The sequence below is a fragment of the Streptomyces kanasensis genome (assembly GCF_043077165.1).
GTDB lineage: Bacteria > Actinomycetota > Actinomycetes > Streptomycetales > Streptomycetaceae > Streptomyces > Streptomyces changanensis.
Genome location: NZ_JBIBSF010000002.1, coordinates 623,744 through 637,546, shown reverse-complemented (window position 1 = coordinate 637,546; position 13,803 = coordinate 623,744). Strand labels below are relative to the sequence as shown.

Genomic DNA, 13,803 nt, shown 5'->3' with positions numbered 1-13,803 from the left:
CTCCGTGACCATCCGCGTGATCATCGTCGACGACCAGGCCATGGTGCGGGCGGGGTTCGCCGCGCTGCTGGCGGCGCAGCCCGACATCGACGTGGTGGGCGAGGCGCCCGACGGTCGGGCCGGTGTCGCGGTGGGACGCTCCACACACCCCGACGTGGTTCTGATGGACGTGCGGATGCCGGAGATGGACGGGCTCGCCGCGGCGCGCGAACTGCTCAACCCGCCGCCCGGGGTGACGCACCGGCCGAAGGTCCTCATGCTGACCACCTTCGACGTGGACGACTACGTGTACGAGGCGCTGCGCGCCGGCGCCTCCGGCTTCCTGCTGAAGGACGCGCCGCCGGCGGACCTGATCTCCGCGGTCCGGGTCGTGGCAGCCGGTGAAGCGCTGCTGGCCCCGTCTGTGACCCGGCGGCTGATCGAGGACTTCGCCGCCCAGCGTCCCGCTCCGCGCAAGGAACGGGCGGTCAAACTGAACGGGCTGACGCCGCGGGAGACGGAAGTCCTCGAACTCGTCGCCCGCGGCCTGTCGAACCAGGAGATCGCGGCGCACCTGGTCCTCGCGGAGCAGACGGTGAAGACGCACATCGGCCGGGTCCTGGCCAAGCTCGGGCTGCGCGATCGCGCCCAGGCCGTCGTGTTCGCGTACGAGTCGGCGCTCGTCACCCCCGGAGACGCGGCCTAACGCGGCAGCACGCTGAGGCGCCCCGTCGGGTTCCGACGGGGCGCCCCCTCGTCGCGCCGTCACATCGGCGACGGCGCCGCACGTCCGACGACGCCGGCCCCACGCGCCGAGGCATGCGCGGTTCGCGTCCCGGCACAGCACGCGCCGGTCGGACGTGCGCGTCGTAGGACACCCCCTACCCCGGTATGACCACGCAGTTGGCTCCGCAGGGTGACGATCAACCGGGTGCCGTCTTCCTACCTTCCTCACGTCACACCGACGAGCAGAGGACAAGGGGGCGGCATGCGTCGTTACAAGAGGACCCTGGTGGCCGCGGCACTGGCGATGACCGTCGTCACCGGGACCGCGGGATGGGCGTCCGGATCGGCGCAGCAGCCCATGACCGGTCCGCCGCCCGGCATTTCGGCATGGCGGGCCGACACCTCGCTCGGGCGGCCGCTCCCCGACCCGGTGCAGGCCGCGCCGGCGGAGGTGGCCGCGTTCTTCCACAGCCTCGACGAGGAGGAACGGCAGCGACTGGTACGCCGTCACCCGGGCGTGGTGGGCAATCTCGACGGCGCCCCGCCGACCCTGCGGTACGAGGCCAACACCCTCTCGGTGAGTCGTGACGCGCGCTACGCACACCTGGCGGACCGGCGGATACTCTCCTTCGACCCCCGCGGCCGGGGCCTGGTCGCCGAAGTCTTCGGAGACCTGCAGCGCAGCAGCCACGTCGCCGTCGTGGTCCCGGGCTCCGACATCGACGCCGGCTCCTACGACCGGGCCCACGATCCCTACGGCACACCCGCCGGGATGGCCCGCCAGCTGCGCACCGCGACGGATGGCCGGACGGCTGTCATCGCCTGGGCCGGGTACACCACACCGGTCGGTGTCGGCCTCGACGCCGCGACGGGCGCCCTCGCCGAGGCGGGCGCCAAGCGGCTGACACGCCTCACCGACGGGCTGGCCGCCACGGGGATTGCCGCGCCTTCCCTGTTCTGCCACAGCTACGGCTCCGTCGTGTGCGGGCTGGCCGCACCGCGGTTGAAGGCGAAGGACCTGGTGGCGTTCGGTTCGCCCGGGATGCGCGCCGCCAACGTCCGGGACCTGCACACGTCGGCGCGGGTGTGGGTCGCCAAGGACCCCACCGACTGGATCTCCAAGGTGCCGCACGTCGAGTTCCTGGGCCTGGGCCACGGTGACGACCCGGCCTCGGAGCCGTTCGGCGCCCGACGGATACCCGCCGAGGACGCCCGGGGACACAGCGGCTACTTCGCACCCGGCACCAGCTCGCTCCGCGCGTTCGCCACCATCGCCCAGGGGGGCGCGTCATGAAACTCGTCGACCGCATCGAGCTCCGCACGCCCGCCCACCGGGACCGCGCCGTGGACGGCCTGCGTGCCCTCGCCCTGCTCGCCGTGCCGACCGGGCACTGGCTGCTCGGCGGTTTCACCCTCGACGGTGACGGGGGGATCCACAACGCCAGCCCCCTGTCGACGTTCGGGTTCCTGGCACCCGCCAGTTGGGTCCTGCAGATGCTCGGCATCTTCTTCCTCGTCGGTGGCTACGCGTCCGTGCTCTCCTACCGTCGTCGCCCCGGCGGCACCGGCGCGTGGCTGGGCGGCAGGATCGCCCGGCTCGGGCGGCCCGTGCTGGGGGTCACCGCGGTCTGGGCGGCGCTGATAGCGGCCGGTTCGGCCCTGGGCGTGCCCGGTGACACCCTGCGCACGGGGGCGACGCTGGTGATCCAACCGCTGTGGTTCGTGGGCGTGTACACGGCCGTCACGGCGCTCACGCCCTGCTGCGTGTGGGCCGCCCGCCGCATGGGTCCGTGGGCCGCCGCGCCGCTGCTCACCTCGGTGGCCATGGTGGACCTCCTCCGGTACGGCCCGTACGCAGACGCCGTGCCCTCGTGGCTGAGCCTGATCAATCTCCTGCCGGGCTGGCTGTTCGCCTACCAGCTCGGGGTGTCCTGGGCGGAGCATCGGATCGGCCGGCGGGAGGCGTGGGTGCTGCTCGTGGGCGGAGTTGCGCTCTTCGCGGCCCTGATCGCCGTCTTCCACTACCCGGCGTCGATGGTCGGCGTCCCCGGGCAGGACCGCACCAACTCCCACCCGCCCTCGCTCCTCGTCCTGGCCCTGGCGGCGGCCCAGAGCGGCGCCGCGATCCTCCTGAAGGACCGCATGGGGGCGCTGCTGCGCCGGCCGGCGCTGTGGGCGCCGGTGGTGGTGGTCAATCTGTCGGCGATGACCATCCTGTGCTGGCACCAGACGGCGATGCTGGCCGCGGCCGTGCCCGCCTCGCTGACCGCCGGGGCGGTGCCCGGTCTGACGACCGCGCCGGACACTGTCGGTTGGGTGTTCGCGCGGCTGGCGTGGATGCCACTGTTCGCCGTGTTGTTGGTTCTCATAGCCCGTTACGCGCGGGTCTTCGAATCCCCCTGGACCCGGGCCACCCGCGCGGGGCGGGCGGCGGCGGGCGTCCTGGCGGCCGGCTTCACGGCCTTCGCCCTCGGCCTGACGTGAGCCGCCCACGGAGGCTGGCGACCAGACCGTGCCGGACCCGCCGCCGTCCGCGACGATGTCCGTGACCGATCCCCCGCAGCCCCCGGCGGGCCCGGCCCCGTGGCGGGCGGCGGTAAGCCCGGGGGCGGGGCCGGCCTGGCGGGCCCGCCGCGGACGCACCCGGCCCGGTGGGACGTGGTGTGGCCCGACGGCCCCCAGGGCGCGGGGCGGTTCGGTCAGGTGCCGCGTGGCGGGTCCGGCCGGTGGGGCACGGGGCGGTTCGGCCGTGTGGTGGTGCCGTGTGCGGTCAGTCCGGCCGGTGGGGCGACAGGGCGGTGCGGCCGATGGGGCGGGGGTCGGTCGGTGGGTTACTTCTCGCGGGCGGCTGAGGTGCTGGACATGTCCGCGTAGCGGCTGCCGGCGACCTGGTCGGCGATGGGCTCCAGCAGGTCGAGTTCCGAGTCCGTGAGGACGAGGTGGGTGGCGGCGGTGTTCTCCGACAGGCGGCTGCGCTTGCGGGTGCCGGGGATGGGGACGACGGCCAGGCCGTGTACGGCCGCCCGCTGGTGCACCCACGCCAGCGCCACCTGGGCGGGGGTGGCGCCGTGGGCGGCTGCGATGGAGCGGACGGGTTCGAGAAGGGTGGCGTTGCGGCGGGCGTTGTCGCCGGAGAAGCGGGGGTGGGCGTAGCGGTAGTCGGTTTCGGAGAGTTCCTTGGAGGCGTCGGTGAAGGCACCGGTGAGGAAGCCACGGCCGAGCGGCGAGTAGGGGACGAGGGCGACGCCGAGTTCGGCGGCGGCGGGGACGGCGCTCTGCTCGACGTCGCGGGAGAACAGCGACCACTCGGACTGCAGGGCGGCGATCGGGTGTACGGCGTGGGCCTCGCGCAGTTCGTCGCCGGTCACCTCGCTGAGGCCCAGGTGCTTCACCTTGCCCTCCCGCACGAGGTCGGCCATGGCGCCGATGGACTCGGCGAGGGGCACGGAGGGGTCCCGGCGGTGCATGTAGTAGAGGTCGATGACGTCGACGCCGAGGCGGCGCAGGCTGCCCTCGACGGCGGACCTGATGTAGGCGGGGTCGTTGCGCAGGCCGCGGTGGGCGGGGTCGTCCGTGCGGACGACGGCGAACTTGGTGGCGAGAGTGATCTCGTCGCGGTGGGCGGCGACGAAGGGGGCGAGGAACTCCTCGTTGGCGCCACGGCCGTAGATGTCGGCGGTGTCGATGAGGGTGACGCCGGCTTCGAGGGCCGCGTCGAGGGTGTCGCGGGCGGCGGCCTCGTCGGTGTCGCCGTAGAACTCGCTCATGCCCATGGCCCCGAGGCCCTGGACGCCGACCACCGGCCCCGTCGCTCCGAGCCGTACCTGGGGGATCGTCTGTCCGGAGGTCATCGTGCTGCCCTTTCCGGCGCCGGTCGGGCGCCCGCATAGATGTCGATCTTCATGTCGAGTACGGCGAGGGTCTCCTGGAGTTCCGCGATGCGGGTGAGCACGTCGCGGCGGGTGGCCTCCAGCAGGGCGCGCCGCTCGTCGAACGTGTGCTGACCCGCGCGGACGAGTTCCGCGTAGCGCACCATCGCCGCGACGGACATGCCCGTCAGCCGCAGCTTGCCGACCAGGACGAGCCAGTCCAGGTCCCGGTTGGTGAAGCGGCGCTGGCCGGTGGCCGACCGGTCGACGTGGGGCATGAGCCCGATGCGCTCGTACCAGCGCAGGGTGTGCGCGCTGAGGCCGGTCCACGCCGCGACCTCGCTGATGGTGTAGCGGTCCTGCCCGTCGGGGCGAGGGTGCGCGGGTGGTGGGGCGGTGCAGACGTCGCTGGTGGTGGGGGTGGCCGGCGGAGTGCTCTCGATCACCGTCATGCCCCCACGCTAGGACCTTGGAGTGCACTCGAAGCAAGTGCCGCGGCGAGCAAGTAATCTCGTCCGCATGCAGAGCCTGGCGATGATCGAGAACTGGCCCGTGCCGAACGCGGCCGCCGCAGTCGTCCGTGCCGACGGCACCGTGGTGGGGGCGCACGGCCCCACGGCGCACCGGTTCCCGCTCGCCTCGGTGACCAAGCCGCTGGCGGCGTACGCGGTGCTCGTCGCCTACGAGGAGGGCGCGGTCGAGCTGGACGAGGCCGCCGGGCCCGAGGGCGCGACGATCCGGCACCTGCTGGCGCACACATCCGGTCTCGCCTTCGACGAGGACCGGGTCATGGCCGCCCCGGGCGCGCGCCGGATCTACTCCAACACCGGTTTCGAGGTGCTGGCGGACCACGTGGCGAAGGCGACCGACATCCCGTTCGGTGAGTACCTGCGCCAGGCGGTGCTGGAGCCGCTCGGGATGGCGGCGACGACCCTGGACGGGTCGGCCGCGAAGGACGGCGTGTCGACCGTGGACGACCTCGTGCGGTTCGCGGCGGAAGTACAGGCGCCGCGGCTGTTGGATCCGCGCACGGTGCTGGAGGCCATGACGGTCGTACACCCGGGCCTGACCGGCATCCTTCCCGGCTACGGCCATCAGCGGCCCAACGACTGGGGGCTCGGCTTCGAGATCCGGGACGGCAAGACGCCGCACTGGACGGGTGGTTCGTCGTCGCCGCGGACGTTCGGGCACTTCGGGCAGTCCGGGACGTTCCTGTGGGTGGACCCGGACGCCGGGGCGGCGTGCGTGGCGCTCACCGACCGCGATTTCGGACCGTGGGCGGTCGAGGCGTGGCCGCCGTTCACCGACGCGGTCCTCGCCGAGCTGCGCTCCGGCGGCACCACCCGCGCCTGACCCCGCGCCTCCGGCCTCCCAGACCACAGTCCCACGCCCGCCGAGCCCCCAGCCTCCCGGACCCCACAGGCCTTCCGGGCCTTCCAGGTCTCCCAGGCCTCCCAGGCCTCAGGATGCCTTCCGGGCCGCAGCCTGCCCTGGCCCCGCGACCCCGGAGGCCCGGACCTCCCTGGCGCCGCCGGTCCCACGAAGCACCGGGGCCCACGAGAAACCGGGCGCCCGCGAGGCGCCGGGTCCAGGAGGTCCCGGCCAGGAGGGCCCGGCCAGGAGGGCCCGGCCGGCCCTCGGCTCTCCACCGCCGGCGGCCTGAACGCCCGGCCCCGGCCGGCTCCCAGCCCCGGACGGTTCGGCCGGCCCGGTCCGCACGATGCACCCCGTCAGCACCGTCAGCACCGTCAGCACCGTCAGCACCGTCAGCCAGTAGCCTGCCCGTCCCTGCCCGCCTCGTCAGCGCGCCGGGTGGGACATCTCCCACACCAGCACCTCGGCCGCCGTCGCCCCGGTGGCCCCCGGCACCCCCGCCAGCTCCACGCCGCGCGCCCCGGTGATGCGGGCCGCGTCACCCGCGCCCAGCTCCTCGGCCGCGCCCTCGCCGGCCACCTGCACCCGGCCGCGCACCACATGCACGTACACGAGGTCGCCGTCCGGGACGGCGGTGCGCTCCCCCGCGGCGGGGCGGCGCACGTGGAGCACCGCGCCCGCGGCCGGCAGGGCGTACGGGGCGGCGTCGGCGAGGCCCCGCACGATGCCGTACGACGGTTCGCCGCCGGGCTCCAGTGGTGCCAGCCACATCTGCACGAAGGTCAGCGGGGCGGCGCCGTCGTTGCGCTCGATGTGCCGGACGCCGGCCGCGGCGCTCAGGTGCTGGACGTCGCCGGGTCGTACGACGGTGGCGTGCCCGGCGGAGTCGCGGTGCGTCAGCTCGCCCTCGACGACCCAGGTGACGATCTCGGTGTGGCTGTGCGGGTGCTCGTCGAAGCCGGCGCCCGGCGCGAGGCGCTCCTCGTTGCAGGCGATGAGCGCCCCGAAGCGCAGGTTGTCCGGGTCGTAGTGCGGGCCGAACGAGAAGGCGTGCCGGGTCTCGATCCCGGCGGCCGCGTCGCCTCCGGGGTACCGGTCGGCGGCCCTGTGTATGGACATCACGGGGCCAACGGTAGACCGGCTGGACGGGCCGCCGTCCCGATAAGGCAGTCTTGTCCCGTGCCCCAACCAGCAGCGAACGACGCCCACCCGCACCCAGCGACCCTGAAACGCCTCGAACAGTCCTCCGGACGGCTCGCCGCCAACGCCATCGCCCGCATGGACGAGGCGCTGCCCTGGTACCGGGCGATGCCCCCGGAGAACCGCTCCTGGATCGGCCTCGTCGCGCAGGCCGGCATCGCGGCGTTCACCGAGTGGTTCCGGCACCCCGAGACCCCGCAGGCGATCTCCACCGACGTGTTCGGCACGGCTCCCCGCGAGCTGACCCGGGCGATCACGCTCCGCCAGACCGTCGAGATGGTGCGGACCACGATCGAGGTGATGGAGTCGGCGATCGAGGAGGTCGCCGCTCCCGGTGACGAGTCGGTGCTGCGCGAGGCACTGCTGGTCTACGCCCGGGAGATCGCCTTCGCGACGGCGCAGGTCTACGCGCAGGCCGCCGAGGCGCGCGGCGCGTGGGACGCGCGCCTGGAGTCCCTCGTCGTCAACGCGGTGCTGTCCGGCGAGGCGGACGAGGGCGCGGTCAGCAGGGCCGCCGCGCTCGGCTGGAACTCCCCGGAGCACGTGTGCGTGATCCTGGGCACCGCGCCGGACGGGGACAGCGAGCTGACCGTGGAGGCGATCCGCCGCGCGGCCCGCCACGCCAAGCTGCAGGTCCTGACCGGTGTGCTCGGCGACCGACTGGTGGTCATCGCGGGCGGCAGCGACAACCCGCTGGCCGTCGCGAAGGCGCTGATCGGCCCGTACGCGGCGGGGCCCGTCGTGGCGGGGCCCGTGGTGCCGGACCTGCTGGCGGCGACGCGGTCCGCGCAGGCGGCGGCCGCAGGCCTGAAGGCGTGCTCGGCGTGGCAGGACGCACCGCGTCCGGTCCTCGCCGACGACCTCCTGCCGGAGCGGGCCATCGCCTCGGACCCGGCCGCCCGGGAGCAGCTGGTGGAGGAGATCTACAGACCGCTGGAGGAGGCCGGCTCGGCGCTCCTGGAGACCCTGAGCGTCTACCTGGAGCAGGCGAGCAGCCTGGAGGGGGCGGCCCGGATGCTCTTCGTCCATCCGAACACCGTGCGCTACCGGCTCCGTCGTGTGACCGATGTCACCGGGTGGTCACCGTCCGATGTACGGTCGGCGTTCACGCTGCGGATCGCGCTGATCCTGGGGCGTCTGGCCGACGGCGACACCCAGTCCTAAGGCTTTTGTGGGGGACCAACAATTCACCCGACGGTTCTTCGTCCTAGTCCCCACGGGCGTAGAGGACCGTCCACAAGAGAGAGTGTGAGGGTGCTCGTACTCGTCGCTCCCGGCCAAGGCGCTCAGACGCCCGGCTTCCTGACTCCCTGGCTCGATCTTCCGGGCGCCGCCGACCGTGTCGGCGCGTGGTCGGAGGCCATCGGACTGGACCTGGCCCACTACGGCACGAAGGCCGACGCGGAGGCGATCCGCGACACGGCGGTCGCCCAGCCGCTGCTGGTGGCCGCCGGACTGCTGTCCGCCGCCGCGCTCGGCGAGGTCGCGCCGGGCGCCGTCGCGGGCCACAGCGTCGGCGAGATCACCGCCGCCGCGTTCGCGGGTGTCCTCGAGGACACGGCGGCGCTGCGGCTCGTCCGGACCCGTGGTGTGGCGATGGCCGAGGCCGCCGCCGTCACCCGGACCGGTATGTCGGCCCTGCTCGGCGGCGACCCGGAGGTCACCGTCCCGCATCTGGAGAAGCTCGGTCTGACCCCGGCGAACGTGAACGGCGCCGGCCAGATCGTCGCCGCCGGCACCATGGAGCAGTTGGCCGCGCTGGAGGCGGACAAGCCCGAGGGCGTCCGCCGCGTGGTCCCGCTCCAGGTCGCCGGCGCGTTCCACACGCACCACATGGCGCCCGCCGTGGCGAAGCTGGAGGAGGCCGCCCGCGGCCTGTCCCCGGCGGACCCGAAGGTCGCCTACGTCTCCAACAAGGACGGGCGGACCGTCGCCTCGGGTGCCGACGTCGTCACCCGTCTCGTGGGTCAGGTCGCGAACCCGGTCCGCTGGGACCTCTGCATGGAAACGTTCCAGCGGCTGGGTGCGACGGCGCTGGTCGAGGTGTGCCCGGGCGGCACGCTGACCGGTATCGCCAAGCGCGCCCTGCCCGGTGTCAAGACGCTCGCGCTCAAGACCCCCGACGACCTCGACGCGGCACGCGCGCTCATCGCCGAGCACGCCGGCGCCGCCTCCTGAACCGGAGCAAGGAGCCGTAGAGCATGGCGAAGATCAAGCCCAGCAAGGGCGCCCCGTACGCGCGCATCATGGGTGTCGGCGGTTACCGGCCCACCCGTGTCGTGCCGAACGAGGTGATCCTCGAGAAGATCGACTCGTCGGACGAGTGGATCCGCTCGCGCTCCGGCATCGCGACCCGGCACTGGGCCTCGCCCGAGGAGACCGTGACCGCGATGTCGGTCGAGGCCGCGGGCAAGGCCATCGCGGACGCCGGGATCAGCCCCGACCAGATCGGTGGGGTCATCGTCTCCACCGTCTCGCACTTCAAGCAGACCCCGGCGGTCGCCACCGAGATCGCGGACCGGATCACGTCGAGCAAGCCGGCCGCGTTCGACATCTCGGCGGGCTGCGCCGGCTTCGGCTACGGCCTGACGCTCGCGAAGGGCATGGTGGTCGAGGGTTCCGCCGCGTACGTCCTCGTCATCGGCGTGGAACGGCTGAGCGACCTGACCGACCTGGAGGACCGCGCGACGGCCTTCCTGTTCGGTGACGGCGCGGGCGCCGTCGTCGTCGGCCCGGCGCAGCAGCCGGAGATCGGCCCCACCGTCTGGGGTTCCGAGGGCGACAAGTCCGAGACCATCAAGCAGACGGTGCCGTGGACGGACTACCGTGACGGCACGGTCGAGAAGTTCCCGGCGATCACGCAGGAGGGCCAGGCGGTGTTCCGCTGGGCCGTCTTCGAGATGGCCAAGGTCGCCCAGCAGGCGCTGGACGCCGCCGGGATCTCCGCGGCCGACCTGGACGTCTTCATCCCGCACCAGGCCAACATGCGGATCATCGACTCGATGGTGAAGACGCTGAAACTGCCGGAGCACGTCACGGTCGCCCGCGACGTGGAGACCACCGGCAACACCTCGGCCGCCTCGATCCCGCTCGCGATGGAGCGGCTCCTGGCGACCGGGCAGGCGAAGAGCGGGGACACCGCGCTCGTCATCGGCTTCGGGGCGGGGCTCGTCTACGCCGCGACGGTCGTTACCCTCCCCTAGGCACACGTTCCGGTCCTCCGACCGGTACGGACGCCGTCACATCCTCTGAGAAGCACAGAGCTACACACCGAAGGAGCGCCAACATGGCCGCCACCCTGGAAGAGATCGTCGAGGGTCTCGCCGAGATCGTCAACGAGATCGCCGGCATCCCCACCGAGGACGTCGAGCTGGACAAGTCCTTCACGGACGACCTGGACGTGGACTCGCTGTCCATGGTCGAGGTCGTCGTCGCCGCCGAGGAGCGCTTCGACGTGAAGATCCCGGACGACGACGTCAAGGGCCTCAAGACGGTCCGCGACGCTGCCGACTACATCCTCAAGCACCAGGCCTGATCGGATCGCCACCCGGCGGTGGCGCCGCATTCACGCATACCTCATACACGTGGAGAAAGAATTCCTGTGAGCCCGACCAATCGCACCGTGGTCGTCACCGGTATCGGCGCAACCACACCGCTGGGTGGCGACTCCGCCTCGACCTGGGAGGGTCTGGTCGCCGGGCGTTCCGGCGTCCGGCCCCTCGAAGGCGAGCGCTTCGCCGAGCTGCCCGTGCAGATCGCGGCCCGCGTGGCCGTTGAACCGCTGGACGTCCTGCCGCGGCCGCTGGCCCGCAAGCTGGACCGCTCGGCCCAGTTCGCCGTCATCGCGGCGCGCGAGGCGTGGGCGGACGCCGGTTTCTCCGGCCCCGCCGGCGAGGACGAGAAGGTCAGTCCGGAGCGCCTCGGTTCCGTCATCGCCTCCGGCATCGGCGGCGTGACGACCCTGCTCGACCAGTACGACGTACTGAAGGAGAAGGGCTCCCGGCGGGTCTCCCCGCACACGGTGCCCATGCTCATGCCGAACAGCCCCGCCGCGAACGTGGGCCTGGAGGTGAACGCCCAGGCGGGCGTCCACACCCCGGTGTCGGCGTGCGCGTCGGGCGCCGAGGCCATCGGCTACGCCATCGAGATGATCCGCACCGGCCGCGCCGACGTGGTCGTCGCCGGCGGCACCGAGGCGGCCATCCACCCGCTGCCCATCGCGGCGTTCGCCAACATGATGGCGATGTCCAAGAACAACGACGAGCCCGAGAAGGCCTCCCGCCCGTACGACAAGGGCCGTGACGGCTTCGTGCTGGGCGAGGGCGCGGGCGTGGTCGTCCTGGAGTCGGCCGAGCACGCCGCAGCACGCGGCGCCCGCGTGTACTGCGAGGCGCTGGGCCAGGGCCTGTCCGCCGACAGCCACCACATCGCGCAGCCCGAGCCCACCGGCCGCGGCATCGCCGCCGCGCTGCAGAACCTGCTGGACTCGACGGACCTGAAGCCGTCGGAGGTCGTGCACCTGAACGCCCACGCCACGTCGACGCCGCAGGGCGACGTCGCCGAGGTGAAGGCGCTGCGCAAGGTCCTCGGTGACGACTTGGAGCACGTCGCGATCTCCGCGACGAAGTCCATGACGGGTCATCTGCTGGGCGGTGCCGGCGGCATCGAGACCGTCGCGACGGTCCTGGCGCTGCACCACCGCACGGCCCCGCCGACCATCAACGTCGACGACCTCGACGAGGAGGTCGACGCGGACATCGTGCGCGGCGAGCCCCGTCCGCTGCCCGAGGGCACGATCGCGGCGATCAACAACTCGTTCGGCTTCGGCGGCCACAACGTGGTCCTCGCCTTCCGAACGGTCTGATCCCGCGCCCGGGACACCCCGGCCCGTGCGTGAGGAAGGCCCCCGCCCTGCTGGGCGGGGGCCTTCCTCCGTGTCGGGGGGACGCGCGCGGTGGCGGGCGCCGGGTGGCCCGGCGGGCGGTCAGACGACCTGGTGCAGCCAGCGGACGGGGGCGCCCTCGCCGGCGTACCGGAAGGGCTCCAGCTCGTCGTCCCACGGCTTGCCGAGAAGCTTGGCGATCTCCGCCTCCAGGAGCGTCTCGCCCTGGGCGGAGCGGGCGAGGGCGGCGCGCAGCCGGTCCTCGGGGATCATGATGTCGCCGTGGATGCCGATGACGGCGTGGAAGATGCCCAGGACGGGCGTGGCGCTGTAGCGCTCGCCCTCGGCGGTGGGGCAGGGTTCGGCTGTCACCTCGAAGCGGAGCATCTGCCAGCCGCGGAGCGCGGAGGCGAGTTTGGAGGCCGTGCCCGGTTCACCACGCCAGGAGAACTCGGATCTCCAGGTGCCCGGTGAGGCCGGCTGCCGGATCCAGTCGAGCTGGACCCTCGCGCCGAGCACTCCCGCGACCGCCCATTCGACGTGCGGACAGAGCGCGCGCGGCGCGGAGTGGACGTACAGGACTCCACGTGTCGTCACCGGGACCTCCAGGGTGGGACGAGGTTCGCCTTTTCCCAGCGGCCTCAGTAAACAGCATCGGGAGCGAAACTCCACAAAAGGGACAGCTTGTGACGTGATGTAATTTACCGGAGCCGGTCGGCCAGGCGCGTCTGGTTCGACGGGGAAAAGCTACCGTGCGCCGGGTCTCTTGGGATGACGTACGGTCGGTCCCGTGGCTCCTCGACACGAAGCTTTCACTCGCCAGGACCCCGCCCGCGTACGCCCGTCCGGGGGGCGCCGAGCCGCCGCCGTCGTGGCCGCGGCGGCGCTGTTCTGCGGTGCGGCGCTGTCCGGGTGTGTCGCCTCCCCGGACCGTGGCGGGGCGGACGGGGCGCGGCAGCGGGCCACCGCGGCGCGGCCGAGCCCCTCCCCCACGCCCCTGTGGAACACCCGGCCGACCTCGGTCGCCGCGGTCGGCGACTCCATCACCCGCGGTTTCGACGCGTGCGGGGTGTTGGCGGACTGCCCGGAGGTGTCGTGGGCCACCGGCTCCGACGCCGGCGTCGACAGCCTCGCGCTGCGGCTGCTGGGCGCGTCCGCCCTGCCCTCGCGCAGCTGGAACCTGGCCCGGTCGGGCGCCCGCGTCGCGGAGCTGCCCGCGCAGATGGCGCTGGCCGCGGCGGAGGAGCCGGGTCTGGTCGCGGTCATGGTCGGGGCGAACGACGCCTGCCGCCCGTCCGTGGACCTGATGACGCCCGTGGCCGACTTCCGGGCGGCGTTCGAGTCGGCGGTGGCGGCGCTGCGGCGGACGGCGCCCGGGGCGCAGTTGTACGTGGCGAGCGTGCCGGACCTGCACCGGCTGTGGTCGACGGGCCGTGACCACCCGGTGGGCCGGCAGGTGTGGCCGATGGGCGTGTGCGGGTCGATGCTCGCCGACGCGAACGACCTCGGCGCGGCGGCCACGGCCCGGCGCGCGGCCGTGCGCGAGCGGGTGGTGGCGTACAACGGCGTGCTGCGCGACGTGTGCGCCCGTGACGCGCGCTGCCGCCACGACGGCGGCGCCGTCTTCGACTACCGCTTCGGCAGCGGCCAGTTGAGCCCGTGGGACGTCTTCCACCCCAGCCGGGACGGGCAGGGACGGCTGGCGGAGATCGCCTACCGCGCCGTCACGGCCGCGGAGCCGCCCGCGTAGGTTCGGCCGGCGCGATCACACCG

The 13,803-nt window shown here is 73.2% G+C and carries 14 protein-coding genes; 10 read left to right on the top strand and 4 right to left on the bottom strand.

The genetic code is table 11. The features are described 5' to 3' along the window. The first annotated feature begins 4 nt into the window (after nucleotides 1-4). From ACF053_RS07990 to ACF053_RS07980, 3 genes are all read left to right on the top strand, one after another. Nucleotides 5-685 carry a response regulator gene (locus ACF053_RS07990; protein WP_391953058.1) on the top strand — a complete coding sequence of 227 codons (681 nt, stop codon included), beginning with the start codon at nucleotides 5-7 and terminating at the stop codon, nucleotides 683-685. A gap of 282 nt (nucleotides 686-967) precedes the next feature. Next, a complete protein-coding gene (locus tag ACF053_RS07985; protein ID WP_391953057.1) occupies nucleotides 968-1,999 on the top strand; it encodes an alpha/beta hydrolase in 1,032 nt (343 codons plus the stop codon). Continuing rightward, nucleotides 1,996-3,189 carry an acyltransferase family protein gene (locus tag ACF053_RS07980; protein WP_391953056.1) on the top strand — a complete coding sequence of 398 codons (1,194 nt, stop codon included), beginning with the start codon at nucleotides 1,996-1,998 and terminating at the stop codon, nucleotides 3,187-3,189. Before ACF053_RS07985 ends, ACF053_RS07980 begins: the two co-directional genes overlap by 4 nt. Nucleotides 3,190-3,536: 347 nt before the next feature. Here ACF053_RS07980 and ACF053_RS07975 read toward each other — a convergent pair whose 3' ends face one another. Together ACF053_RS07975 and ACF053_RS07970 are read right to left on the bottom strand one after the other, a co-directional pair. Then, a complete protein-coding gene (locus ACF053_RS07975; RefSeq protein WP_391953055.1) occupies nucleotides 3,537-4,556 on the bottom strand; it encodes an aldo/keto reductase in 1,020 nt (339 codons plus the stop codon). Then, a complete protein-coding gene (locus ACF053_RS07970) occupies nucleotides 4,553-5,026 on the bottom strand; it encodes a MerR family transcriptional regulator (RefSeq protein WP_058942254.1) in 474 nt (157 codons plus the stop codon). The genes ACF053_RS07975 and ACF053_RS07970 overlap by 4 nt, the downstream gene beginning before the upstream one ends. Before the next feature lie 67 nt (nucleotides 5,027-5,093). On the opposite strand from ACF053_RS07970, the gene ACF053_RS07965 reads away from it, so the two are divergent. After that, on the top strand, nucleotides 5,094-5,927 hold the full coding sequence (locus ACF053_RS07965) for a serine hydrolase domain-containing protein (RefSeq protein WP_391953054.1): 834 nt from the start codon (nucleotides 5,094-5,096) through the stop codon (nucleotides 5,925-5,927). 447 nt (nucleotides 5,928-6,374) lie between these two features. On the opposite strand, the gene ACF053_RS07960 is transcribed toward ACF053_RS07965, so the two are convergent. Beyond that, entirely contained in the window at nucleotides 6,375-7,067 is a 693-nt protein-coding gene (locus tag ACF053_RS07960; protein ID WP_449336530.1) for a pirin family protein, read from the bottom strand. Nucleotides 7,068-7,127: 60 nt separating this feature from the next. On the opposite strand from ACF053_RS07960, the gene ACF053_RS07955 reads away from it, so the two are divergent. From ACF053_RS07955 to fabF, 5 genes are all read left to right on the top strand, one after another. Further along, a complete protein-coding gene (locus ACF053_RS07955) occupies nucleotides 7,128-8,312 on the top strand; it encodes a PucR family transcriptional regulator (RefSeq protein WP_391953052.1) in 1,185 nt (394 codons plus the stop codon). 90 nt (nucleotides 8,313-8,402) lie between these two features. Then, nucleotides 8,403-9,326: an ACP S-malonyltransferase gene (locus tag ACF053_RS07950; RefSeq protein WP_391953212.1), complete on the top strand. Its 924-nt coding sequence runs from the start codon at nucleotides 8,403-8,405 to the stop codon at nucleotides 9,324-9,326. 23 nt (nucleotides 9,327-9,349) lie between these two features. Next, a complete protein-coding gene (locus tag ACF053_RS07945; RefSeq protein ID WP_391953051.1) occupies nucleotides 9,350-10,351 on the top strand; it encodes a ketoacyl-ACP synthase III in 1,002 nt (333 codons plus the stop codon). A gap of 83 nt (nucleotides 10,352-10,434) precedes the next feature. Beyond that, nucleotides 10,435-10,683 (top strand): acyl carrier protein, encoded by a 249-nt coding sequence (locus ACF053_RS07940; protein WP_058942248.1) that lies wholly within the window; start codon nucleotides 10,435-10,437, stop codon nucleotides 10,681-10,683. Nucleotides 10,684-10,749: 66 nt separating this feature from the next. Then, nucleotides 10,750-12,012: a beta-ketoacyl-ACP synthase II gene (gene fabF / locus ACF053_RS07935; RefSeq protein ID WP_391953050.1), complete on the top strand. Its 1,263-nt coding sequence runs from the start codon at nucleotides 10,750-10,752 to the stop codon at nucleotides 12,010-12,012. Between the two features lie 120 nt (nucleotides 12,013-12,132). Here fabF and ACF053_RS07930 read toward each other — a convergent pair whose 3' ends face one another. Then, nucleotides 12,133-12,627, bottom strand: a complete 495-nt coding sequence (locus tag ACF053_RS07930) for a DUF3145 domain-containing protein (protein ID WP_058942246.1) — start codon at nucleotides 12,625-12,627, stop codon at nucleotides 12,133-12,135. 274 nt (nucleotides 12,628-12,901) lie between these two features. Between ACF053_RS07930 and ACF053_RS07925 the strand changes: the two genes are divergently transcribed. Further along, on the top strand, nucleotides 12,902-13,780 hold the full coding sequence (locus tag ACF053_RS07925; protein ID WP_391953211.1) for a GDSL-type esterase/lipase family protein: 879 nt from the start codon (nucleotides 12,902-12,904) through the stop codon (nucleotides 13,778-13,780). Nucleotides 13,781-13,803 lie beyond the last annotated feature (23 nt).

Bases quoted from the DNA above. Each gene is read 5' to 3' on its own strand.
- ACF053_RS07945 (WP_391953051.1), top strand. From the start codon at position 9,350: ATGGCGAAGATCAAGCCCAGCAAGGGCGCCCCGTACGCGCGCATCATG.
- ACF053_RS07980 (WP_391953056.1), top strand. From the start codon at position 1,996: ATGAAACTCGTCGACCGCATCGAGCTCCGCACGCCCGCCCACCGGGAC.
- ACF053_RS07975 (WP_391953055.1), bottom strand. From the start codon at position 4,556: ATGACCTCCGGACAGACGATCCCCCAGGTACGGCTCGGAGCGACGGGG.
- ACF053_RS07970 (WP_058942254.1), bottom strand. From the start codon at position 5,026: ATGACGGTGATCGAGAGCACTCCGCCGGCCACCCCCACCACCAGCGAC.
- ACF053_RS07940 (WP_058942248.1), top strand. From the start codon at position 10,435: ATGGCCGCCACCCTGGAAGAGATCGTCGAGGGTCTCGCCGAGATCGTC.
- ACF053_RS07985 (WP_391953057.1), top strand. From the start codon at position 968: ATGCGTCGTTACAAGAGGACCCTGGTGGCCGCGGCACTGGCGATGACC.
- ACF053_RS07965 (WP_391953054.1), top strand. From the start codon at position 5,094: ATGCAGAGCCTGGCGATGATCGAGAACTGGCCCGTGCCGAACGCGGCC.
- ACF053_RS07960 (WP_449336530.1), bottom strand. From the start codon at position 7,067: ATGTCCATACACAGGGCCGCCGACCGGTACCCCGGAGGCGACGCGGCC.